Origin of the sequence: Paenibacillus sp. EKM211P, from assembly GCF_011066175.1 — a bacterium.
In the GTDB taxonomy this organism is placed as follows: Bacteria; Bacillota; Bacilli; order Paenibacillales; family Paenibacillaceae; genus Paenibacillus; species Paenibacillus polymyxa.
This window is the reverse complement of the sequence record NZ_JAAMNS010000013.1, coordinates 134,852-159,501: the sequence shown is the minus strand read 5'-3', so window position 1 is coordinate 159,501 and position 24,650 is coordinate 134,852. Positions and strand designations below refer to the sequence as shown.

At 46.5% G+C, this 24,650-nt stretch carries 20 protein-coding genes; 12 read left to right on the top strand and 8 right to left on the bottom strand.

Features of this window, described 5'->3' with window-relative positions; genetic code table 11:
• Window positions 1-17: 17 nt before the first annotated feature.
• A complete protein-coding gene (locus G9G57_RS18215; protein ID WP_019686080.1) occupies window positions 18-1,673 on the bottom strand; it encodes a spore germination protein in 1,656 nt (551 codons plus the stop codon).
• A 318-nt stretch (window positions 1,674-1,991) separates the two neighbouring features.
• Here G9G57_RS18215 and nirB point away from each other — a divergent pair, with 318 nt between their 5' ends.
• Together nirB and nirD are read left to right on the top strand one after the other, a co-directional pair.
• Window positions 1,992-4,421, top strand: coding sequence for a nitrite reductase large subunit NirB (gene nirB / locus G9G57_RS18210; RefSeq protein WP_016818403.1), 2,430 nt, complete (start codon window positions 1,992-1,994; stop codon window positions 4,419-4,421).
• A 39-nt stretch (window positions 4,422-4,460) separates the two neighbouring features.
• Window positions 4,461-4,790: a nitrite reductase small subunit NirD gene (nirD, locus tag G9G57_RS18205; RefSeq protein ID WP_017428677.1), complete on the top strand. Its 330-nt coding sequence runs from the start codon at window positions 4,461-4,463 to the stop codon at window positions 4,788-4,790.
• 68 nt (window positions 4,791-4,858) lie between these two features.
• Here nirD and G9G57_RS18200 read toward each other — a convergent pair whose 3' ends face one another.
• From G9G57_RS18200 to G9G57_RS18190, 3 genes are all read right to left on the bottom strand, one after another.
• Window positions 4,859-6,559: an exosporium glycoprotein BclB-related protein gene (locus tag G9G57_RS18200; protein WP_164965353.1), complete on the bottom strand. Its 1,701-nt coding sequence runs from the start codon at window positions 6,557-6,559 to the stop codon at window positions 4,859-4,861.
• A gap of 211 nt (window positions 6,560-6,770) precedes the next feature.
• The gene (locus G9G57_RS18195; protein ID WP_019686082.1) at window positions 6,771-10,661 is read right to left on the bottom strand and encodes an immunoglobulin-like domain-containing protein; all 3,891 of its coding nucleotides are present in this window, start codon (window positions 10,659-10,661) and stop codon (window positions 6,771-6,773) included.
• Window positions 10,662-10,710: 49 nt separating this feature from the next.
• Window positions 10,711-11,052: a phage tail protein gene (locus G9G57_RS18190; RefSeq protein ID WP_016819423.1), complete on the bottom strand. Its 342-nt coding sequence runs from the start codon at window positions 11,050-11,052 to the stop codon at window positions 10,711-10,713.
• A 245-nt stretch (window positions 11,053-11,297) separates the two neighbouring features.
• Here G9G57_RS18190 and G9G57_RS18185 point away from each other — a divergent pair, with 245 nt between their 5' ends.
• From G9G57_RS18185 to G9G57_RS18175, 3 genes are read left to right on the top strand one after another with little or no spacing between them, the layout of a single operon-like run.
• Window positions 11,298-12,998: a spore germination protein gene (locus tag G9G57_RS18185; protein WP_019686083.1), complete on the top strand. Its 1,701-nt coding sequence runs from the start codon at window positions 11,298-11,300 to the stop codon at window positions 12,996-12,998.
• Between the two features lie 22 nt (window positions 12,999-13,020).
• On the top strand, window positions 13,021-14,115 hold the full coding sequence (locus tag G9G57_RS18180) for a GerAB/ArcD/ProY family transporter (protein ID WP_017425755.1): 1,095 nt from the start codon (window positions 13,021-13,023) through the stop codon (window positions 14,113-14,115).
• Entirely contained in the window at window positions 14,112-15,311 is a 1,200-nt protein-coding gene (locus G9G57_RS18175) for a Ger(x)C family spore germination protein (protein WP_017425754.1), read from the top strand. The genes G9G57_RS18180 and G9G57_RS18175 overlap by 4 nt, the downstream gene beginning before the upstream one ends.
• Before the next feature lie 75 nt (window positions 15,312-15,386).
• On the opposite strand, the gene G9G57_RS18170 is transcribed toward G9G57_RS18175, so the two are convergent.
• Window positions 15,387-15,935, bottom strand: a complete 549-nt coding sequence (locus tag G9G57_RS18170; protein ID WP_016819419.1) for a PadR family transcriptional regulator — start codon at window positions 15,933-15,935, stop codon at window positions 15,387-15,389.
• 161 nt (window positions 15,936-16,096) lie between these two features.
• On the opposite strand from G9G57_RS18170, the gene G9G57_RS18165 reads away from it, so the two are divergent.
• Window positions 16,097-16,588 (top strand): phenolic acid decarboxylase, encoded by a 492-nt coding sequence (locus G9G57_RS18165; RefSeq protein WP_016819418.1) that lies wholly within the window; start codon window positions 16,097-16,099, stop codon window positions 16,586-16,588.
• 108 nt (window positions 16,589-16,696) lie between these two features.
• Here G9G57_RS18165 and G9G57_RS18160 read toward each other — a convergent pair whose 3' ends face one another.
• The 3 genes from G9G57_RS18160 to G9G57_RS18150 all read right to left on the bottom strand — a co-directional run bounded on the left by G9G57_RS18160 (window position 16,697) and on the right by G9G57_RS18150 (window position 19,316).
• On the bottom strand, window positions 16,697-17,143 hold the full coding sequence (locus tag G9G57_RS18160; RefSeq protein WP_044787847.1) for a hypothetical protein: 447 nt from the start codon (window positions 17,141-17,143) through the stop codon (window positions 16,697-16,699).
• A 270-nt stretch (window positions 17,144-17,413) separates the two neighbouring features.
• A complete protein-coding gene (locus G9G57_RS18155; RefSeq protein ID WP_016819416.1) occupies window positions 17,414-17,809 on the bottom strand; it encodes a winged helix-turn-helix transcriptional regulator in 396 nt (131 codons plus the stop codon).
• A gap of 163 nt (window positions 17,810-17,972) precedes the next feature.
• Window positions 17,973-19,316 (bottom strand): glycoside hydrolase family 30 protein, encoded by a 1,344-nt coding sequence (locus G9G57_RS18150; protein WP_017425752.1) that lies wholly within the window; start codon window positions 19,314-19,316, stop codon window positions 17,973-17,975.
• 213 nt (window positions 19,317-19,529) lie between these two features.
• On the opposite strand from G9G57_RS18150, the gene G9G57_RS18145 reads away from it, so the two are divergent.
• From G9G57_RS18145 to G9G57_RS18120, 6 genes are all read left to right on the top strand, one after another.
• Window positions 19,530-20,210 carry a response regulator transcription factor gene (locus G9G57_RS18145; RefSeq protein ID WP_016819414.1) on the top strand — a complete coding sequence of 227 codons (681 nt, stop codon included), beginning with the start codon at window positions 19,530-19,532 and terminating at the stop codon, window positions 20,208-20,210.
• Window positions 20,207-21,976 carry a sensor histidine kinase gene (locus G9G57_RS18140; RefSeq protein WP_044787848.1) on the top strand — a complete coding sequence of 590 codons (1,770 nt, stop codon included), beginning with the start codon at window positions 20,207-20,209 and terminating at the stop codon, window positions 21,974-21,976. The genes G9G57_RS18145 and G9G57_RS18140 overlap by 4 nt, the downstream gene beginning before the upstream one ends.
• A 24-nt stretch (window positions 21,977-22,000) precedes the next feature.
• A complete protein-coding gene (gene pssA / locus G9G57_RS18135) occupies window positions 22,001-22,510 on the top strand; it encodes a CDP-diacylglycerol--serine O-phosphatidyltransferase (protein ID WP_044787879.1) in 510 nt (169 codons plus the stop codon).
• Window positions 22,511-22,532: 22 nt separating this feature from the next.
• Window positions 22,533-23,027 carry a DedA family protein gene (locus G9G57_RS18130; protein WP_016819411.1) on the top strand — a complete coding sequence of 165 codons (495 nt, stop codon included), beginning with the start codon at window positions 22,533-22,535 and terminating at the stop codon, window positions 23,025-23,027.
• A gap of 88 nt (window positions 23,028-23,115) precedes the next feature.
• Entirely contained in the window at window positions 23,116-23,532 is a 417-nt protein-coding gene (gene psiE, locus G9G57_RS18125) for a phosphate-starvation-inducible protein PsiE (RefSeq protein ID WP_016819410.1), read from the top strand.
• 55 nt (window positions 23,533-23,587) lie between these two features.
• Window positions 23,588-24,595, top strand: a complete 1,008-nt coding sequence (locus tag G9G57_RS18120) for an AI-2E family transporter (protein WP_013369319.1) — start codon at window positions 23,588-23,590, stop codon at window positions 24,593-24,595.
• The last annotated feature ends 55 nt before the right edge of the window (window positions 24,596-24,650 follow it).

The following is a 24,650-nucleotide window of genomic DNA, read 5'->3' as shown; positions in this document are numbered from 1 at the left end:
TCCTTCGTTATTGGGCATCATGATCTGCGTTTGCGTTGCTGCGTTTTCATCATGACAGGTCTTCGTTTCATCAGAGATATAGGAGCCCGGATGTATAAATCCTTCCAATCGCTTGGTCGCATAGGGGAAAAGGGAGTTACATACGGCACGCCAAAGCTTTTCAACTTCGTTAGATGGATACAAATTAACAGAAAGAACAATATGGTCCCAAACATGCCGAGGATTGCTGCAAAGAGCATTCCGACAAAACGCAAAAGACGCAAGGTAATGCCCGCACTGTATGTCGGTATCGAAAACGATGAAATGGCAGTAACCGCAACCACAATCACTAGGAATGGACTAACGATGCCCGCATTTACAGCTGCGTCGCCGATGACCAAGCCTCCCACAATGCCCATCGCAGGGCCAATGGGTTTGGGCAGGCGAATGCCGGCCTCTCGTAGAATTTCGATAGAGATTTCCAAAATCATGACCTCTATAACGGATGGGAATGGGACGCCTTCACGGGTTTCGATAATGCTAATGACCAGCTTGGTCGGAATTAAACCGGGATGAAACGATATAAAAGAAATGTACAGAGCAGGCCCCATAAGCGCTATAAAAGCCCCGCTAAATCGTAGCAGACGTAATAGTGTCCCGGGAATCCATCGCTCATAATAATCCTCGGGAGATTGAAGCAGCATACTGAAGGTCACCGGGACAATAAGTGCAAAGGGGGTACCATCCAGTAAGATCGCAATTCTTCCTTCCAACAAAGCATTAATGACACGATCGGGACGCTCTGTGTTATGAGCCTGTTGGAATGGACTTAAATAATTGTCTTCGATAAGTTGTTCCACATACCCAGATTCAGGTAAAAAATCCATGTCTATTTTTGATATTCTGCGGCTTATTTCTTCAAGCAGATCCGGATTCACAATATCCTTTATATACGCGATAACCAGATCCTTTTTGATTCTGCTTCCCACTTGGAATTTCTTCATTTCCAGACTTTTATTTAAGCCTTGGCGTCGAAGCATCGAAGTGTTTTCACTCAATACTTCCGTAAAACCGATTCTGGGACCCCGAAGCAATGCTTCAGAAGTTGGCTCATTGACGGAGCGAATAGTGCCATTAGGAGGGCCCACCAGTAGCGCTTCCTTCATTCCTTCAATTAATAGGGCGGTATGACCTAAAAGGATGAACTCGTACAGTTCCTCCATACGGGTAACTTCACTAATTTGCGTAAGTGGCATCAGGCTTTCTTTTATAAAAGAGTTACTTAACCCTTCCGGTTGTTCCTGTTGATCCTGACCCTGCTGGCCCTCAAACATCAAGACCTCTAATACCTGCTCGCTCATAAGCTTTTCATCCTGCATACCATCTATGAAGACTAACATGGACCGAGCATGAAATTTCTTCACCATAAACTCACGAAAATGCACATCACTATTTTCGCCTATAGCTTCACGAATTGCCTGTAAGTCGGAATCATAATTTCCTGTAATTTTAGAGCTCGGTTCATGCTGCTGATCCATGGGACCTTCGTTATGTTTGGATTTGGCTCCTTTACTGCCGACAAACGAATAAATCGAGGTGTTAATATAATAAATTCCTAAAGGAATAATCAACGCGAGACCGGCTTGAAAGAGTGTACTCCAGCTAGGAAAATAAGAAATGATTTTAGACCACATGATGATTACCTCCAAGCAATTCAATTCATTCTCCCTTAAGATACAAGTTGTTCATAAAGTATTCCTTATAACGGTTGTATTTACGCATGAATTGGAAAGATTCATTCGATGACGCTGCTATGATTTCCGGTCCTTACCTTAATCCCTTGAAATAGAATAGGGAAATCCCTGAATATTCATAATTTTAACTACATTGTGATTGAAATCACATATAGACCTATCTGCTGTATTAAAATAGAAGCATAAACAGAATTTCATAGGAACGTTGGAGATGTCGTCGGATAGGGAGTATCGTCGAATGAATGGAGGAACCGGTATATGATAAACAGTAAAAAGAAGCTTGTGGTTATAGGGAACGGGATGGCTGGTATCAATACGGTCGAACAAATTTTAAAATTAACAGATAAATATGAAATTACAGTCCTGGGAAGTGAGCCGCATCCGAACTATAACAGGATCATGCTCTCTTATGTGTTGGAAGGTAGTAAAACAATAGATGATATTATACTGAACGATTTGCAATGGTATGCGGATCAAGGAATTACTTTATATACAGGAAAAATGGTTAAAAGCATCGACGGTGAGCACAAGAAGATTCGCACCGAAGACGGACTGGAAATTGACTACGACGTGGCTTTGGTAGCTACCGGCTCACAATCGTTTATTCTGCCTATTCCGGGTAAAGAATTACCAGGCGTTATTGGTTTCCGGGATATCGCCGATTGCTCGGCCATGCTGGAAGCGGCAAAGACCTATAAAAAGGCTGCTGTCATTGGCGGAGGTCTATTGGGGCTGGAGGCAGCTAAAGGCTTGGTCAACCTAGGAATGGATGTTACGGTCGTTCACTTAATGGAAGATTTGATGGAACGTCAGCTGGACCGGGAAGCGTCTGCGATGTTGAAGGCAGAACTGGAACGCCAGGGAATCAAGTTTGCTATGCAAATGCAAACTGCGGAGGTGTACGGTCAAGATCGGGTACAAGGACTGCGCTTCTCGGATGGAAGTGAGCTGGAAGCGGATTTGGTGGTAATGGCCGTCGGAATCAAGCCTAATATCCAGGTAGCTGTGGAAAGTGGTATGGAAACGAACCGTGGGATTGTGGTCGATGATTTGATGAAAACATCCTTGCCGGATGTATATGCCGTAGGGGAATGTGTTGAACACCGTGGGGTCTGCTACGGTCTGGTAGCTCCGCTGTTTGAACAGGGAAGTGTAATTGCCAAACATTTGGCAGGCGCGGATACCGAAGGTTATGCAGGATCGGTAGTTTCAACCAAGCTCAAAATTTCAGGGGTGGATGTTTTCTCAGCTGGCGAATTCATAACCCAGCCTGAACATACGGTGATTGTAGCAAAGGATGAGTGGAAGCGCACATACAAAAAAGTGCTGCTTCGTGATAATAAAATTGTGGGGACTGTACTGTTCGGCGATGTGAGCGAATCTGCTAGTCTTCAAAAATATGTGCGTCAGCAAACGCCAATGACAGATGAGATATATGGACAGCTGATGGGTACCGGATGCAGCAATCACGGGGCGAAAACATCATCCGCTGAAACGATGGCCGATGACGAAATTGTGTGTGGCTGTAACGGTGTAACTAAAAAGGCGATTGTGGATGCAATTAATGAAAATGGATTAACCACAGTCGATGAAATTAAGGCATGTACCGGAGCTACGCGTTCCTGTGGTGGATGTAAGCCAGTTGTTGAACAAATTTTGCAATATGTTCTTGGAGACAGCTTCAAGACGTCAGCCAAGCAAGGAATATGTGGTTGTACAACATTGAGCCGGGATGAGATTGTGGAAGCGATCAAAACCAAAGGGCTCACAACTACGCGTGAAGTGATGAATGTACTGGGTTGGCATAATGATGAAGGATGCTCCAAATGCCGTCCGGCGCTGAATTATTATTTAGGGATGATTAACCCAGATACCTATGAAAATGAGGGAGATTCCCGCTTTGTAAATGAGCGATTGCATGCGAACATTCAAAAGGATGGAACGTTTACAGTGGTGCCAAGAATGTACGGCGGTGTAACGACTCCAGAGGATCTGAAGAAAATAGCTGATGTTTCTCTTAAATACAACGTTAAAGTCGTTAAAGTAACTGGGGGACAGCGGCTGGATTTGATTGGTGTCCGTAAAGAAGATCTGCCTAAAGTGTGGGAAGAACTCGATATGCCTTCAGGATATGCCTACGCGAAATCACTTCGTACGGTTAAAACCTGTGTTGGATCGCAATTTTGCCGTTTTGGTACACAGGATTCGATGGGAATGGGAGAAGTGCTGGAACGGAAATTTGAACGACTGGATTTCCCAGCAAAATTCAAATTAGCAGTTAATGGCTGTCCACGCAACTGTGCGGAATCATGTACAAAAGATATCGGAATCGTAGGCAATGACGGGGGCTGGGAGATCTTTATCGGTGGAAACGGCGGTATTAAAGCACGGTTGGCTGATTCACTCTGTAAAGTAAAAACGGACGCTGAACTGATTGATATTGTAGGAGCCGTGATGCAGTTCTATCGGGAAACAGGGCAATATCTGGAACGTACTTCGGAGTGGGTGGAACGGATCGGTCTGGAAGAGATTCAGAAGGTTGTCGTTCACGATACCGCTAATCGACAAGCTTTAGTAGAACGTATTGAATTTGCACTACAACAGGTCGAAGACCCGTGGAAAAAGATCATCAATGATGAGGATACACGTAAAAATCTATTTGAAGTTGTCACTCCATCTATTGTGTAATTGTATCTAAAATGCCTGAGGAAGGGAGCAATCAAGCAAATGATCAAGAATGCCGAATGGCTTGTCGTCGGTCACAGTAAGGATTTTCCGACTAGAATAGGACGTACCATCCACATTAAAGGGACTGAAATTGCTGTTTTCCGCACTTCGGAGAATGAGCTTTATGCTGTTGAAAATACCAACCCTCATCCCAAAGGAGGTCCTCTTACAGAGGCGATAGTATCGGGACATTATATTTATGATCCTTTGTATGACTGGAAAATTGATTTACGCACGGGTACCGTTCAAGAGCCCGATCACGGGCAAATTAAAACGTTCGCCGTCTGTGAAGAGGGAGAAGAAGTGAAAATATCGCTCGAAACGGTTTAATTTATTTGAAGGAATGAAAATAAAAAGGGCTCGACAGGAATAATCCTGTGGGCCCTTTTCGTTTTGGATTAGGTAATGGTAACGCCTGCACTTGCGTAGCCCACCACGGTATTAACGAGAGAAATTCCTGTAGCTGTGGCAGAGAAAACCATAAGCAGACGGGTTTGTGCGGTTACGGGTATTGCCAACCCAGTAGCAATACCACTAGAAGTCGTTCCTAATGCAACGATGTCAGTTAGCGGGGGGGTCAATGTAACGGTAGCTCCGGGAACGGCTATAAAGGTGTTATTAGGTGTCGGGGAACTAAACAACTGGGCAGTAATGCTAACGGATGATCCCAAGAGGGTTAGAGCAGCAGTTGTACTGAAATATCCGGCAATGGATGTGATTACACCACCCCGTGGAACGGAGAAAGCAAAGTTAATGACTGATCCTACAAGCGTACCTGTGAGATCAATGATACCGCCTACGAGACTAATGCCTGTTGCTGAGCTTCCAAAGCCGATTAAACTTGTGGTTCCAACCAGTCCGCCGGCAATGGTTGTCAAAATTGCTGGTCCACCCGAAGCAAATGGGATGATTGCCCCCGAACCAGTGGCTCCAGTAACGCCTGTAACCCCTGTGGCTCCGGTAGCTCCGCCAACACCTGTTGCGCCCGTGGCTCCGGCGAGTCCTGCCGTGCCCACCGCGCCCGGCAGGCCATCGGCCCCGGTCGGTCCAGTGGGTCCAGCGGGTCCGACCGCGCCAACTGCGCCCGGCAGCCCATCGGCGCCAGTCGGTCCCGTAGCTCCAGCAGGACCGACCGCGCCCACCGCGCCCGGCAGCCCATCGGCGCCAGTCGGTCCCGTGGCTCCAGCAGGCCCGACCGCACCCACCGCGCCCGGCAGCCCATCGGCCCCGGTCGGTCCAGTGGGTCCAGCGGGCCCGACCGCGCCCACCGCGCCCGGCAGGCCATCAGCGCCGGTAGGTCCCGTGGCTCCAGCAGGACCGACCGCGCCAACTGCACCCGGCAGCCCATCGGCGCCGGTCGGTCCCGTAGCGCCTGTTACACCTCCGGGAGGTCCAGCAGGCCCTTCAGGTCCGGCGGCCCCGATGGGCCCTGCGGCTCCGACAGGCCCGGCAGGTCCAGCGGCACCTACAGGTCCAGCAGCTCCCGGAGGCCCAGCAGGTCCAGCAGGTCCTTCAGCTCCGACAGGCCCAGCGGCACCTACAGGTCCTGGAGACCCGGGAGGTCCTGGAGGGCCCGGCACACCTGCTGGACCAGGCGCACCACCAGGCCCCACAGGTCCCGGAGGCCCTTGTGGGCCGGGCTCCCCTGACAAATACGGTTCACTTAGTGCGTTGCTAACCGTCGTTCCCGCAGTTCTGATTGCACGGATTAAACTATCTTTAAGAGTTGGACTGAGGGATTCCTGTAGAACGATGGACAATAGGGCATCCAACAGTTGCTGTAATGTAGTACCTACGCTGATCGGAGAGAAAGGCGTGGCTTCTAACGCTACTATAGCAAGCTCCAACGCCGCCAGTAAATCTGCCCTAGCCCCGCCTCTAAGTCTTAAACTTTTCGCCAGAGACAGTAATTGTCTTAAAATCTGTTGCAATAAAGATACATTAGCCGCAGAAGGGTTTGCGAATACAAGTGGGATGATCGAGGTCAATTCATTAATAAGCTTGAGAAGCGTTTCGATACTTCTAATATCTCTTGATGGTTTGCAGTCCTCATCTTTTTTTGAAGCACCACTGAACCTGAACGGTCTTTTATGTTTCATGCTCAAGTATCTCCTCCTCATTCTGCCTACTGTAGAGGTGACAGATGGTTAATCGCCCCGTTTTACAGATATTCATAATATATTTATTGAAGTGAAAAGGGTGAATACACAAGCAAAGCTTAATAAAATATTGATAACAAAAGCGCGGTTCCCAAATGCCTGGGACCGCGCTTTAGTGTGTAGTCTATTAGATTATATGTCTTCGGCAGATTTATTTGAAAATTCGTACCAGCAGTTCAGCCATCTCGCCTCTGCTAATGGCGGCTTTCGGTTTGAGCGTTCCATCAGGATACCCGCTAATCCAACCCGAGCCTATGGCTTTCTCGAATGCTGTGGAAGCCCAGGAAGCAATCTGCTGATCATCCTTATAGGATTGCAGTCCAGTAGGGCTGGAAACGGATGTCTGATTCTGCATCGCGTGTGACAGGATCACCATCGCCTGTTCACGGGTAAGGCTCTCATTAGGTCCGAACGTCTGAGCAGTTAGCCCTTGAATCCATCCCTGACGGTAAGCGGCATCCACGGCCGATCCAGCCCAGTGCCCCTTCATATCTGTAAATGAGGTAGACAGGCTCTCGTCTCCAGTAGTTCCTAAAGCCCTGATCAATGTGGCTACAAATTCTGCACGGCTCACCGCACGCTCAGGGCGCATGTTGCCGTCTTTATAGCCCTGCATCCAGCCTTTGGCTGCAAGAGATTGTAAGGACTTCGCTGCCCAGTGACCTTGTAGGTCCGGCCATACCTGAGCTGGTTCTTGTGAATCTGACGAATGGAGTGGGTCATTTTGTACACGGGTCTGATCTACCTGAGACGCGTTCGTAGAGATGGCAGCGGCAAAGGTACCTAATCGAGACGTATTCAGACTCACACCCGACAAAATCCCTTGTGAATTCACCACAGCAGTACCTTTTAGAATCTCACGTTCACCATTTTCATACATCACAAGAATGGAGAATTGAGGTTCAACATTTTGCAATTCACTTGAGGATACGCTATCCAGCGGCAGAACGATGGACGAATTCCCTGTCACGTTAGCTTTAATTTCTACAGCCGGTCCTATCAGCTTCAGGTTGGGTTGCTGCTCGGCCCAATCGCGAAATTGCTGATCTGCCTGCTGGAATGACATGGTGACGTCCTGCTGACCTGAGGCGGCCATGCTGGTTAGTGTGTCACTGGATACCATCAGCGTCCCATATTGGGATATCACTGAAGCTCCGAGCTGATCCCATTTATTTAGTACAGAATGAGTGAGGAGAACACGACTCATTTGCTTTTCCTGCTCCAAACGAATGTCAGCGTATGCCTTGCCTTCACGAAGTGCTTGTTGGATCTGTTCATCCAGGAATGCCGCAGGAGGAACAAAGAGGGAGACTGTTTTCCCTTGCTCTAAAAATCCTATCTGTTGTATGCCAGCAGACAGATCCTGATCCTCATTTTTATCTTTATTAGACTTGCCTGTGTCAACACTTACTTTGGCAGGGACGATGACTTCTATGGCCTGCGTCAAAGCATGAGAACCATCACTTACCTTCATGACATTCAGCATGACAGTGACAACGGAAGGGGTGTCTGCTTGAACAATAGTTCCGTCTGTACGCACAATGTCTGGCTGACTACTGCTGCTGATGGTCACACGGAAGCCATTAGGTACGGCAGGCAACCTAAGCAGTGTATCACTTGTTGTAGGGGCAGGTATGCTTGTGATGGAATCCGCGACACGCTGCGCGGTTAATCCTTGCGGATACACTAGCCCTGAGGGAGCGCCCTTCATGCCATTTACGTTCTGCAGCACATAGAAGCTGGCTCCTTCGGGTACAGGTGTAAATGTATATTTTCCCTCACTCGAAGCGATTCCTTCCGCTATAAGCTCCTGCTGGGCATTATACAGCTCAAGCCGTGCGCTCGGTAAAGCGCCTGTGACGATTACAGAGGCGATATCCTCGTCGCCTGCTGCGGCTACAACAGCACGGGGCAAGACGTTTATACGGCGTTCTGCCGGTTCTGCGGTCCAACTTCCATTGTCGCTATAAGCATAGTTCAATACGTATACACCAGGTACATTCGTATCGACATTGCCGATCCCTGAAAGATCGGGGACCAGGATATTGCCGTATACACTGTCCAATACACTGGCTCCCGGATCCGTGAAGCTGTCGCCGGTTTCCAAAACAATTGGATTATTGCCGTTCAGTCGTACATAAGGTGTATTCGGCAATGCTTTCAGCACGGTGATCGTGAATGTTCTTTGGACAGAAGCTATGCCTTTAGAAATCATAGCAATTAACTGTACATTCATATCACCGTCTGTATATTTAGGCCGATTTACCTGACCACTATCACTGAGGATATCCGGTTGATCCGAGGACCAGTCGATCTGGGTATCAAATGCCCCTGTACGAGGCAGGGCGATGGAATCCTTAATCCCTTGCGGGTAATCCAGATTCAGTGTATTTGCCGCCAAATTCACTGCTTCATCAGCGCTTACGGGCAATGCAGGTACGAGCAGACTGAAGGTTTTTCGAAGCTCAACCCCACCTCTTGACACAACCGCCTCCAGCGTGATGGTCTGATCGCCCTGTACATAGGTTGGGAATGTTACATGTCCAGTATGATCCAGGAACTCAGGTTGACTCGACGACCATGACACCTGAACACCATTCAGCGCATCCTTTGCCAAATATACGTCTCCGGTTACTGTCGTTAGCGGTAGTTCCAGTGCTCTGTATGCTGCGTCCACGGCTTCAGTGTCGCTCATCGGCAGACGGAGTACGTGTGCAGTAAAATCCTTTGTTTTCGTTAAGCCTGCAAGTTGCAGGGTAGCCGTTAGGGTAACGTCCGTATCTCCACTACTATAGGAAGGTCTGGTAAGTGTTCCATCTGCTGCAATGACAAGAGGTTTAGACGAGGACCATTCAATCTGCACTCCACCATAACCGGAGAGAGGGAGAGATACATTTTCTTGTACCGCAGACAAATCGCCAAGCGATAGAGTATCTGCTGCTTGATTCAATGTATCTTGAGCAGTCATCTTCGAAACGGTAACTTCGAAAGTTTGGGTATCCGAGGCGGTTCCTTTCGCAATCGTTGCTGTCAGTTTTACTTTTTGGTCACCCAAATCGTATCGCGGACGTATTACAGCGCCTTCGTTCGTAATGACGTCAGGGGTATCCGAACTCCAGCTCACCGTCGTATCATTTAACCCAGTGAGTGGCAGTGTCAGCTTTTGGGATACCGAATCCACTGTATCTCCAGGAGAGAAGCCTAAAGTAAGGGCGGCTTTTGCCTGTGCAACTCTCTCGGCATCGGTAAGTATGGTCACTTTGACCTCTGAAGGAGTGCTCTCCCCTTTAGCATTCACGGCCTGAACCGTGTAAACTGCTTCACCTGGCGGCAATGCTGAAGTGTCTATGAATTGGGTTAAGCTGCCTGTATAGAGCGTTACGCTATCTCGCATGACTTTGTATGAGGCTGCATAAGGAACGGCATCCCAGCTTAACTCCACGGTATTTCCATTTTTAGTACCTGTAAAATGACCCGGAGCTTGTGGAACGGGTAATTGCTCCCCATAAGCAGCGAATTCCATGATGGAAGCCCATTGATTGTTTCTGGCATTTCCTTGATCAATATATAATCGCAAATATCTTGCGGTTACAGGAGTAATGCTCTTTTGAAAATTAGAACTCACATTATTCTGCACAGTATCCACAGTCGCCCAATTAATTCCGTTGCTGCTCGTCTGCAGTCGGAAACTATACGGGTCACGCTGATCTTGCCACCCATTAAAGACACCCATACCTGTAACAACGTATCGATCCACGATATACCAGTCTCTCAAATCTACCTGAATCCACTTTTCACCGTCACTCGCTTGATACCAGCGGCTTGTCGGTTCAATTGACCCGTCGACAGCTCTGCTGGGGTCATAGGGCTGGCTATAGCCACTTGATGTGGCTGGTTTGTTAAACACTACATTTTCCCAGCCGGCAGCATTGGTTTCATTCGTCCCTATGAGCAAAGCCGCACCGCTGATAAATGGCAGCAGTGGAATCAGCACACGGTAGGGTTTTAACTTGTTGCGTGTGAAGTTATTTCCTTCGAGCACGCTATCACCTCTTCTTTATTAAATAGCACACCACTTGAGCGTGTTCATATTATGGGCGGGACGGGTAATCCCCTTCGATTGCGATGTAGTAGTTTACATTCGGCAACGGGGAAGCTCCACGCAAGTCAGGCAATGCAAATGTACGCACTCCATCACCGCCAAAATTAGTGCCCAGCAGACTGTATAATGCTGAATACTGAGCAATGGGCAACAGCTGGCCTTCGCATTTTAGCCAGCCCTTAGGAGCGAACGTGTATGGGTACATCGTAATTTCCCCCATATAAGGCTCATAACCTGCGTGTGCCTGTTTGGGGCTAATCGCTGTTCCTCCTAACAAAATGACCGCCAACAGACTCAATACGGCGGCTTTCTTCCAAAAATGATTCTTCATACCTACAACTCCTTTAGATTCGAATAATGGACCACGAATTCAACAAATTTGTGACATTAGTCATAGAATGAATAGATATTATCATGGATTTCCATTTTTGCAATACAGCTCATCTATCAAATTCACCTTTTTATTCCTTTTATGAGCAAAGAAATTTGTTCCATCTGCCTCAATCCTTCATGCATCTTTTTTCTAATCCAGGTAAATCTATATACAAATCCTATGGAAGTGAAGGAGTGAACAGCGTGTGGCAGGTCATCGGAACTCATGCGCCCAAATGGAATGTGTGGGTGGAAGCCTTCTTTTTGTTCATCATACCTTTGATTATTTTTCTGACAGTACGACAACTTAAAGCGTTGGATGGTCGAGAGAGCAGACGTATGGAACGATTAAAGCTTATGGAAGAAGAAGATCGTTCGGAGCAGGCAGATCATAATCCATCTGTCAGTGAGGCAGAGAAGGAAAAGGGGACCTTTACCGAAGATTATGAAGCCAATATAGCAAAAATCAGACAAGCAGTTGCAGACATGGCAGACGTAAACGAACGCTCGATTTTTCTGGAAAATCTGAACGCTGTAAGCACACTTTTTTTTGTGGATGGATTAACGGACAAGGTTGGCATGGATCAGAATATTTTAAAGCCGCTAATGGATTGGGGCAGCTCCGGGCAAGAGAGGGGAGAGCTTCCGCGAGGAAAAGAGCTTCGGGATATGATTGTTCACCAGGTCATGCTGGTATCGGAGACGGAGTATACGTTAGAGGTGCAGTTCTCCTTGCAAAAGGTGCTGTTTGGTTCAGTCATACTCGTGATTCAGGGCATACCGGGTGCTTTTGTGCTGGGTACACCCAAAGGAAATACACGAGGGGTGGAAGATCCTATATCGGAATCGGTGCTGCGGGGACCGCGTGTCGGTTTTACAGAGACCCTCAGCGACAATACAGCGATGCTGCGCAGGCATGGAGAAAGTACAGAACTGGCCATGTCGTCCTTCAAAGTCGGCAAAAGAGTGGAAAAACAGCTGATGGTAGTGTATTTCAGAGATATTGCCGACCCGGAGCTTGTAGATGAGGTGAAGCGGCGGGTCCAAACCATTGATATGGATGAGGTACTGGAGTCGGGCTATGTAGAGCAGCTTATTGAGGATAATTTTCTTAGCCCATTTCTGCAAATTCAAAATACGGAGAGACCGGATCGGGTCATGGCTGCATTGCTGGAGGGACGTGTCGCGATTCTGCTGGACGGTACACCTTTTGCGCTTCTTATGCCTGTAACGTATGGGATGATGCTCCAGTCTCCCGAAGATTATTATGAGCGATGGCTACCGGGGTCGCTTATTCGATTTCTTCGGTTTATGGCAACTTTCATATCGTTATTTGCTCCAGCGCTCTATATCTCCTTTATCTCGTTTCATCCCGGACTGATTCCAACCAAGCTGGTCATTTCCATTATCAGTGCTAGACAGGGAGTGCCGTTTTCGACGTTGATTGAGGCCCTGATTATGGAAATTTCCATTGAAATTTTACGCGAGGCAGGACTTCGGCTCCCCAAACCCATCGGTCCAGCGATGGGTATCGTCGGCGGTTTGATTATTGGACAGGCGGCTGTTGACGCCGGGATTGTAAGCCCGATCCTCGTCATTGTGGTGGCAGTCACAGCGATTTCTTCCTTTTCCGCCCCTGTATACAGCGCTGGCATATCCATGCGTGTTCTTCGTTTCGGTGCCATGTTCACGGCGTCCATCTTCGGCTTGTATGGCGTGATCATGTTTTTTCTGATGCTGAGTATTCATATGGTTAAATTACACAGCTTTGGTGTTCCGTTTCTTAGTCTAACGACTCCCCGTTCGTTCAAAGACTGGAAAGATTACTTCGTACGAGCACCGTTGCAATTTATGAAAAACAGACCCATTCTTTTGAAGCATAAAGACCCTAAGCGACAAGGATGAGCTCAACACAGGAGGGAGCAAGATGGCCCGTGGGAAAAAAGCGGATAAGATTACAACGTTACAGACAACGGCAATTGTGGTTTGCTTTATGCTGGCTGCCGGGTTGCTTACCCTTCCAAGAGTAGCAACTGAAGCTGCAAAAACACCGGATGCGTGGATATCTGTCATTTTAGCAGGGGTGGGCACTTTTCTGTTCGGATGGGTTATAGTCAAACTAAGCTCACGATTTCCAGAAAATACCTTTTACCAGTATGTTCAGCAAATAACAGGCAAATTCATTGGCAAAGGGATTGGTATGCTGATTGTTATTTATTTTGTTTGTATAGCCGCATTTGAAATTCGATCTGTGGAGGAAGTCACGTCGTTCTTTCTGCTTGAAGGCACTCCGGCGTGGGCGATTTCAGCACCTTTTATGTGGCTCTCTCTGTACCTATGCATGGGGGGAGTGGGTTCATTAGGAAAGATATGTCAACTGATATTTCCGGTTTCGGCGGCTATCTTTTTGCTGATTTGCTTGCTGAGTTTAAATATTTTTGAATTGAATAACTTGCGTCCTGTCTTGTCGGAGGGGGGAATGCCAGTGCTTAGAACGCTCAAGACTACAATCCTGACATTAACGGGGACAGAGTCCTTGCTGTTTATTCTTTGTCGGATGGAAAAACCGGAGAAAGCAACCAAGGCAATCGGATTGGCGATTGGGATCGCGGTCGTTTTTTATACAGCTACGTTGATCCTGTGCATTGGCGCCTTTTCAATGGAAGGGGTGTTGAGCAGAACCTGGCCATTTTTAGATTTGGCCCGCAGCTTTGAAGTGGAGTATCTGTTGTTGGAACGGTTCGAGTCCTTATTGCTGACCATTTGGATCATGCAGATTTTTGCCACATTCAGTATTGCTTTTTATTGTGCTTCGCTCGGAGTATCTCAAATTTTGAATAGCTCTTATTCCAAGATGTTGTTCATTTTGCTTCCGTTTATCTACCTCTTATCCCAAATACCGAAAAACCTGAATGAGCTATTTTCTTTTGGAACGGTTATCGGAAATGTAGCGTTCGCTTTATTCGTGCTACTTCCACTGCCCCTGCTGCTTATTTCTCGCTGGAGAGGGGTGGGGTCATGAAAAGAGTCCAGTCAGGATTACTCGGATTGATGGTTTTCCTGATATGCAGCACACTTTCAGGTTGCTGGAGCAGCTCCCCAGTAGAGGATCTAAATCTGGAGACAGGCATTGCTTTAGATGTAGCGGAAGAATCCTCGCAAGAAAAGGAAATTAATCAGGAAGGGGGAGATTATCCAAAAAAGGAGTTAATTACAGGAACCTTTCAATTTGTCATTCCAGAGGAAAGCGGCGGCTCCAACACCTCCTCTCCACAAGCAAAGAAATTTTTTAATGTTACGGAAACAGGCGATTCCGTTTTTGAAATGATAAGAGAAATTTCATTGCGGACCAATCGACCTCCCATTGGGCAACATTTGAAAACGGTTATTATCAGCTCCAGTCTGCTTCGCAAGATTCCGTTGTATGAGCTGCTGGACTTTTTCTTGGGGGATAATGACATTCGGCCGAGTGTACTGCTGCTGATTAGTACAGAAAAGGCGGGAAATACACTCCAGGAGAAAATCCCTGGTCAGATTCCTGCCTATATTTTAAAGGATATTTTCCAAAACCGGAAACGGAACGCACGGTTGATAAAGCCTATGGCCTTGGTTAAAGTGATCGGACCCATGAAGGGGGGAAGAAGCTTTATATTACCTAATGTCATTACGGCGGAGAATGAAATCAAGCTCGCAGGTGCGGGAATCATCAAGGGAAAGACGCAAACATACGGTGGTTATCTGAATGAGTCAGAGGTTGAGGGTCTTATGTGGATCAAAGGCGAGCTGAAGGGAGGCGTGCTGAAAAGCCGCGATCCGAAAAGCGGTAAAAACATAGCATATGAGATCAAAGCGGGTAAAAGCAAGATCAAGGCCATCGTCCAGGGGGACGACATTTTCTTTCAGGTAAAAATGACCTCAGAGGGACGTGTTTCGGAGGTGCATATAAAGAATGAAGATTTGCGCAACAACAATGTGCTTGGACAGGAAGAGAGTCTCTTTCAGGAGAAAGTGAATTCATTAGCTGAACAAACCGTAGCTAAGATGCAAAAGCTGAAGGTTGATGTCGGAGGTTTCGGAGAAGCCTTGAGGATTCAACATCCTAAAGTTTGGCATAAGGTCAAAAAGGATTGGGATACCACTTTTAGCACCATTCCTGTACGGTTCAGCACAGATATTCATATTGAAGATTACGGCTCTTCGATTACGACGGCAGACTAAAAGGAATTTCGTTTGTATCTGTTATAGAAAAACCTTCAATACCACGAACCTAAGTGGAATTGAAGGTTTTTTAGTCTATTTAAACAGAGACAGTGTTTCTTTCAGCCACGTAATATAGCTTTCTTCCCGATTAATGGCACGGCTCAGCACCAAATAATGACCGAATTGACTAGAGCCGGGTACTTGAAAGTTCTCGTCCAGCCGCTGGAGAGAATTTTTACTTTCGTACAGGTATTCCAGCTTTTCTTCACGTTTGGCAATCTGATCCTCGAACAAGCGCTTACTTTCTTCCTTGGGGATGGCTGCTGAGAAATACAGCATGAGCATAAACTCATCCTTTTCTGTTTCCGGTAACTCTTTGGCGCTTAGCAGCCATTCGGTCAGCTCTTGGGTCCCTTTGGGGGTAATACAGTACAGCTTCTTTTCCAGCTTGGCTCCTGTAATGGAGGTGCGATATTCAATGAGTCCCTCTTCGGTCAGTCTTTTGAGCTCGGGATAAATCTGACTGTGCTTAGCACTCCAAAATTGTCCAATTTCCTGCTTGAATTGGCTCGTAATATCGTAGCCGCTCATTTCCTCTTTGTGAACCAGACCCAAAATGGCATATTTTAATGTGCGTTTCAACGTAGCTCTCCTCGCAATGGGGTATTTGACAATAGTATATCACAGCGCTACAATTTATATGTATCTTAAAACATGTTTATATTTACATGTTTGAATGATTGTTTATTATTTTGGTGTCTTGTTCAATTCATAAACTCATAATAAGGAAAGAAGGATGCAAGATGGACAAGTTTATCGGCAGTCACATGATTTACACCTATGAGAATGGTTGGGAGTACGAAATATATATTAAAAATGAGGATACGATTGATTATCGCATTCATAGTGGTATGGTAGGCGGACGCTGGGTACGTGATCAGAAGGTCAATCTGGTGAAGCTGGTAGAGAATGTGTATAAAGTATCGTGGACCGAACCGACAGGGACAGACGTTTCCCTGAACTTTATGCCTGAGGAAAAACGGATGCATGGCATTATTTTCTTCCCTAAATGGGTTCATGAGCATCCAGAAATCACGGTACGCTACCAAAACGATTTTATTCCGCTGATGGAAGAATCGCGTGAAAAGTATGAAACCTATCCGAAGTATGTGGTTCCTGAATTTGCGGATATTACGTTCATCGAAAATGCAGGTGTGAACAACGAACAATTAATCTCCCAAGCGCCTTACGCTGGAATGACAGACGACATTCGCGCAGGGAAGCTGCAAGCATAATCCAACATGGTTAATAGAAGTTGTGCAGCCTGAGCCTGTGGTAAGCAGTCTCAGGCTTTTTTACGTAAACTGGAGAGTGGATTGCTTAATGGGAGTGGTGGACGATATCTAGAATGAATAGTAGACCAGTCCATGCTCGATAAGATATGAACGACTAATCCGAGGGGGGAGGATGGTCGCTGTTGGGGAGAGAATGTACGAATTCGCATGGGCAGTCAGATCGGATAGGGCAGATAGTGCCAGCTCTGTTTTAACAGGTCCCCAGTGATCAGCGCGGTGCTTAATATATTGTTCAGCCTCGGTCAAGGAGAGACCTTTGAGCAAAGTAAATACGGAAGCCCAGCGGACGAGATCAAAGGTGCCTTTAATTTCAGGCAGCTTATATTCCGCCAGGCCTTGAGCGCCGTTACACGATATAGTAAGCAAGCCGCAGCAATGGTGTTGATACTGTTCAGAATCAGGAAATTGACGATGGTCGTATTGGATAATTGCTATGGAACCAATGCATAATTGCGTCGTTTGCAGCGTTGAGGGCTGGGCAAGCGTCAGGCTCATACTGGAAAGGCCTCCTTCTCGGGATCATTGTAATAGGGATGGAAGAATCATACGTCACAGCGGATGTAATGTAAATCATGAATATAAGCGTAAAACAAGAATATGTAGCGGAAAACGGATTTTAATGGCAATGGAAACGGATACTTGTATCCGTCTCTTTCATTATCTTGACGATGGTCTGTATATTACATAAAACAACCCCAGGTCACCCCAGGGTCGTCTTTACGAGAAATATATATCTGCATTATGCAAAATGCTTGTTTAGCTGAATCACACGGGTGTTACATCCTGAATTGCTTCTTCTTTTTCCTCTTTCCAGATCACGTTCTCGCGATAGTTAGATCCCCAATCGTACATCGCTCGCAGTACCGGAATCAGGCTTTCGCCATGCTCCGTTAGTGAATATTCCACATGTGGAGGGACGACAGGATAGACTTTACGCAGAATGAGTTGATCTTCTTCCAGCTCGCGCAATTGGTTGGTCAGCATTTTTTGCGTAATGTGGGGGATCAGCTTCTTCAATTCACCGAACCGCTTGGTGCCTTCCATACCAAGATGCCACAAAATAATCAGCTTCCATTTGCCACCGATGACCGCGAGAGTCAATTCCTTATCACAATTAATCAGCTTCAAATCAATCCGGTCTTTTACAGTTGTGATGTTCATCGACCTCCTGTCCGTAGTTATTCCAAGTATACTATGTATAACTACAGTACGCAAAAGGAGATACATCCATTTTGGAAACTATGCATACGATGGGATACGAATAGACTGAAATCACAATCTGATGATGTGTGCCAGGCTGGAAGCTTCCAGAAATCTACGACGTTTAAGAAGGAATAACGATGGTGTTAAAGGACTCCGGCTCCAGCCCCAAACGGTGTGTTATTTCTCCGACAGACAGATTCAGCACGCGAGATTCCTTGAACGGGTTGGCGATGACCAAAGCCCTTTGTCCGTCTGTATTTTGAAAAGCAACCGCATTTCCAGCCCATGAACCTTGAATTCCAATGCGTCTGGCCCCTGGCAATACAAAATGAGAAAAGTGCTTCATAACGTAATATTCCGGGTTCAGCATAGGTTTTCGATCTGCTGGATCAACGGTGATCATCGAATTTTGCTCCCAGCCCCATGTGCTCTTGCCTCGCGGTTCCAAAACCATATTCCAGTAAATATAAGCATTCACGCCATTGGTGAAGTAGTGTTGGTACAGATTATATACATATTTGGCGTAGTCCCATGAGTTTTCTCCGTTTCCGCATTCATTTTCGGTCTGCATATAACGAAGCTCAGGATAGCTGGCTACGGTACGCTGAATGGCATTTTTACCTGCCCACTGATAGCCTACACCTTTAATATATTTATAGGCCTCGGGGTCACTCAATACGGTATGGGCATACTCATCGAAGCCAGTTGAAGTTTTCTTCATTAATTCCTCCCACGGATCGGGGGCGTTAATAGTACCCAGCCAAATTTCCGTATCCAGTCCGTGTTCTTCAAAAGCAGGCCCCAAATAGTCGCGAATAAATTCACGTAGTTGTTCTCCGGTCCATACGCAGGAAGGGAATTTCTGATCAGCAATGACTTCATTTTGAACATGAACCTGATGAATCGTAATGCCTGCCTCGCGGTATGCCTGAACAAATTTGACAAAGTACAATGCATACGCTTTCAAGATATCCTTTTCCCAGCGCAGCGTTCCGTAATTGTAGGCTTTCGGTGATTTCATCCATGTCGGCGGACTCCAGGGTGAGGCGAACAGCTTCAAGTCTGGATTGAGTTGTAACGCTTCCCGAATAAAAGGAATGAGATATTGCTGATCGCGCTCAATGGAAAAGTGCTTCATCTCTATGTCGCCGTCCGTTTCATTATGGCTGTACCATTCCAGCGCGTAGTCACTCGCTCCAATAGGAAGTCGGCATATCGTGAATTTGTGCTCGCCCTCCGGGTGAAAGAGAGCATGAAGCACCTGATCCCGCTCTTCGCTGTCCAAATGATTCAGGGCCACATAACCCAATTCATTAAAACAGCCGCCAAAGCCTTCTACAAGCTGATATGTTTCTCCTGTAAAGGTTAGGTTGGCACTCTCTTGGGTTTGGGTCAAATGATGAGCTTGGGATTGCCAAGCATTAGCTTTGGAAGTGGAAAACCACTGAATGGTTTGATTGCTCATGTGTACCCCTCCTGTTCAATCTTTTTGTATCTCTACTTATTATAGGGTAGGATCGTAGGGGAAGAGATGGTCTGAGCGAAGACAAATTTGCCCTTATCCAAGGTGAAATTTGCGGATGAGAAGTTTCCGTAAATAAGAAGTGGCGAGAACACATAAAGTACACATCTCTTTGATATGCTGTTGTCCTAGAATGACCGAAAGAGGGAAGTCGATTTGAATAAAAGAGTTCTTCTCGTGGAGGATGAAATACGTATTCGTGAAGTGATTGCGGATTATTTTAAACAAAATAATTGGGAAGTCTATGAAGCAGGCAATGGAAAAGATGCACTCCTCTGGTTTGATTCGGTGCAGCCGGAACTCATTATACTCGATATTATGATGCCTGAGCTGGATGGTTGGGAAGTATGCCGTCAGGTACGCAGCCATTCAGGTGTACCGATTATTTTGCTGACGGCCAAATCCGGTGATGATGATAAAATATTGGGCTTTGAGCTGGGGGCAGATGACTACGTGACCAAGCCTTTCAGCCCCAAGGTGCTGATTGCCCGCGCGAACGCGCTGATGAAACGGGTAGAGGGACATGTGCAGCCCGAGTCGCATATTTTGCGGTTCGGCAGTGCTATGCTCAACACGATGGCTCATCGGCTTGAAGTGGATCAGGCGGAAGTTGAGCTGACGCCCAAGGAGTATGAGCTGCTGCGGCTGCTTATACATAACAAAGGCATAGTTGTTTCACGGGAGGCGATACTGAACCGGGTGTGGGGTATCGACTTTGAAGGGGACACACGAGTTGTTGATACGCATATCAAAAAGCTGAGAAGTAAGCTGGGCCGTGAATCACGCCATATCCGCACGGTTTTTGGTACAGGCTACAGGTTCGAGGAGGAAGAATGAACAAACGGGGAGTTACCTTTAAGTTGTTCATTATGACGGTTGTGTTTTTCCTGTGTTTTTACGGAATGGTGATTTTAAGTCAATTGCTGTTTTTTGAAAATTTTTATCAGAAACAGAAGATTGGGCGTGTGGAAAGCCGTTTGCAAAGCTTCGGTCAAAGTTATGTCCAGGAGGCTTGGGGATCGGGAAGGGTTTCGCGTGAGGCAGCTCGTTTTATGCTCCAGAATAAAAACCAGCTGGCGATTGTAACGCTGGACGGCAAAGTAAAGCTGGATGATGCGTTTCATATCAATCTCAGAAAAGCAGATGGTAAAATCGTTAAAATATCGTTGTCTCTGTTTATGAGCGAATACGGAGATGAACTGAGATCTGCCCGGATTCAGCCTGGTGACACGGTGACCGTTGAAGGTGAGGTGTTGGGAACTGACGGCATCTCCTCTGCCTATTTAATTTATCCATCAGGCATACAGAAGCTTGGGTTCAAAAATATAGGATCAATTTCAGATGAGACAAGCACAGATGACAGTGTACGACTGTCCGGTACGGTGACAGAGATTGTGCTGCCGGATCTGAAAACATGGAGTCAGCGCCAAGGTCTGCTGTATAGTGCGCTGGAGGAATGGTTTCCTTTATCCCAGGATCATCTGGAGAAACTTAAAAATTTCGAGGTGTTGGAGGAAGAGTGGACGGAACCTTGGACAGGGGTACGAAATGCCGTTATCGTCCATCCTGTTCGTCAGAGCACAGGCGAGATCGACCTCTTGTTCACTGTGACATCGTTGCAGGAAATCAGTGAGACGAATGAGGCTCTACGCTGGTTTTATCTGTATCTGGGGATCGGCGGATTTGCACTTATTCTGATTTTGTCCCTGTTCTATTCCCGAATGGTAACCCGCCCGCTTATTACTTTGAATAATACCGCCAAGCGGATGGCCAAGCTCGATTTTACAGCCCATACGCCAATCCGGCAGAATGATGAGCTGGGTAGCCTGTCCTACAGCATGTATACCCTGTCCCAGAACCTGGACACAGCTTTGCGCGAGCTTCAGGAGGCCAATCAGCAATTGGTTGAGGACATGGAACAGAAGCAGAGAATGGAGGCTGTGCAACAAGACTTTTTTGCCAATGCTTCTCATGAGCTGAAAACCCCGCTAAGTATTATCAAAGGGTTTGCAGAAGGATTGCAAGATGGAGTCAGCGCCGGGAAGCAGGATCATTATATGAAAGTCATTGTAGAGGAAGCGGACAAAATGGAGCGATTGGTCAAGGATATGCTGGACCTTGCCAAATTGGAATCTGGAACCCTCAAGCTTCGCAAAACGACCTTTATTTTGAGCGAGCTGGTGGAGGAGGTTGTGGATAAGCTATTCCATCTGTTGAAGGAGAAGCAGCTGGAAGTGGTCATTATTCCTGCCAATGAGCTGCCGATTCATGCCGATATAGGATGGATGGAACAGGTGATTATCAACTTTGTTGTCAACGCCATACGGCATGCCGAGGAAGGAAGCTCGATCACGATTCGTATCGAAGGCTCTGGGGAAGTCAATACGTTTTCCATTGAAAATAAGGGGGAGACCATCCCAGACGATCAGTTGGAGCTGATATGGAATCGTTTTTACCGGGCCGAGCTCTCCCGCAGCCGCCAGACAGGTGGGACAGGACTCGGGCTATCGATCGTTAAACGAATTCTGGATTTACACGAATTCCGCTATATGGCGGAGAATACCAAGGACGGCGTCCGTTTTGTCGTTATATTCGGAGGCTAAGCTATGGCAAAGGAGTTAACAAGTATGAAATGGAATTGGTTGCCCTCACTTTGCACACTTGCAAACCTGGGGGCAGGGGTCCTATCCCTATACTTCACGATTCATGAGCAATATATGACCGCCTTTACCCTCGTGGTAGTGGCTGCTTTATGGGATGTACTGGACGGTTTGCTGGCAAGGCTGCTGCATTGCTCCAGTGATTTTGGCAAGCAACTTGATTCACTGGCGGATGTGGTCTCATTTGGTGTTGCTCCTGCTTTTCTAATCTTGCAGTACAGGCTGGGGGATACCCACTGGATAGGACCGCTTGTAGCCGTGTTGTTTGTGATATGCGGTGCGGTAAGGTTGGCGAGATTCAACCTAATGGCTTTTAGCAAAGGCTTTGTGGGCATGCCCATTACAGCTGCGGGTGTGGTTTTGTCCTTTATGTTTTTATGGAGTGAGCATTTGAAGCCGGGGTTGTTGCTGGCACTCATGGTGGTGCTGTCGTTCCTGATGGTTAGCCGTATTCCCTTCCCGTCCTTCAAAAAATAATCGGTCAGGAGGTGGCGCCTCTATGGAATGGGCCATCAGCATGATTACACAATACGGATATATTGCTATTTTTGCACTGCTTGCCCTTGGAATTATAGGGCTACCCGTTCCTGATGAAATTATTATGGTGTTTGTCGGCTACCTATCCTCTATCATGGTACTGAATTATTCCGTGTCTATATTAGTCAGTTTCATTGGGGCGATGACAGGGATGATGATCAGCTACACGTTAGGCAAAAAGCTGGGTCAGCCGCTGGTAGATAAGCACGGCAAGTGGGTGGGACTGACACCAAAGCGGTTTGCAAAGGTAAAAGGGTGGTTTGCGCGCTTTGGATTGTGGACCATTTTGTTCGGTTATTTTATTCCAGGAGTCAGACATGCGACAAGCTATTTGTCGGGGATTAGCGCGATGCCTGTACGAAAATATATGCTGGTGGCCAGCGCCGGTTCTCTGGTATGGACACTGATCTTTATCTCCATTGGTTACATTGCTGGGGCCAATATAAACTTTCATTAAGGTAACCGCAAAAGTAATGTAGCATTTTTCACGTATTGCACCGATAATATAAATAAAAGAACCTGTACAACCAGTGAGGGGATCTGTATTGAATGCATTAATGAAGTATATTGAAAAGTTACCTGGTTTTCTGCAAATGATCTTGAATATCTCGCTGTTTCTGGTCGGGCTGATTTTAAGCTTCTTACTTCTAAAAGAAACATGGGCCATATTTTCATATGTGTTCTTGTCTACAGAAGACGACAAAAATTACTATGAATTCACGGAAGAACTGCTTGTATTCTTTTTGTATTTTGAATTCATTGCATTAATCGTTAAGTACTTTAAAACCAATTTTCATTTTCCATTACGTTATTTCATCTATATTGGGATTACGGCCGTCATCAGGCTCATTATTGTGGACCATGATGATGCTAAAAATACATTCTGGTGGTCCATTGCTATCCTAGTCATGGTAGGTTCTCTATTGATTGCTAACAGTAAGTTGTTAAAGAGAGAAAGTTGATGCCGAGGAAGATTGCAAGGGTGACAGTCAAGTGGGAGAGAGGGAATAAAGACGAATGGTAAGAAACTGGATGAATCATGCGGGCGTCAGGCGGGCAGCCGTCCTTGCGATAATCGTTTTACTGCTCTTCATGTTAAGAAGCATGATGAATATTATTTTGTTAACACTGCTGCTTACGATTTTGATTGGCAGCATATATAACGGTGTGAATAAGCTGATCAAGCGGTTCGCCAATGTGCCGCCTATGATTGTGCTGCTACTGGTATACGGGTTGCTGATTCTGATTATTGTGTGGGGAGTTTACCGAATGGTGCCGCTAATCAGCGTACAGGTCAAGCAGGTATATCTCATGATTCAGCAAGCCTACATGTATCCTGATCGTAACCAATGGAATGAAACGATTATTGAATTTATGGACACGCTCAATGTTCAGCGGTTATTTGAGCCTGGCTGGAATGCGGTAATGAAAATTAGCCAGCTGGGAACACAACTGCTGGTATCAATTATTCTGAGCTTGTTCTTCCTGATGGAAAAATCCTATATTACACGCTTTACAGCTACATTTGTGGATAGTAAGCTGGGTTGGTTCTTCAAGGAAGTAGGCCATTTTGGACGAATGTTTCTGGGTACATTCGGGAAGGTGCTGGAAGCCCAATTATTGATTTCACTCATCAACTGTATATTGACGACGACGGCTCTTTGGATTATGGGTTTTCCCAATCTGCTCGGCCTCGCGCTCATTATATTCTTGTTGGGGTTGGTGCCAGTGGCGGGTGTATTCATTTCCCTGATCCCGCTCGGTCTGATTGCTTTTAGCGTCGGGGGAATCAATTATGTGATTTACTTGGTTATTCTAATCGTAGTTATTCATGCGATTGAAGCCTATTTCCTGAACCCGAAGCTGATGTCATCCAAAACTAATTTACCGATCTTCTTTACCTTTGTTGTATTGATCTTCTCTGAGCATCTGATTGGGGTGTGGGGCTTGATTGTAGGTATTCCGTTGTTTGTTTTCTTCCTTGACCTGATCGGGGTACAACGCAAGCAAGAGAAGGATACCTAATCTATTTACGACAGATACGAACATAGTAGTGACCATTGATTTTTCATGACGAATG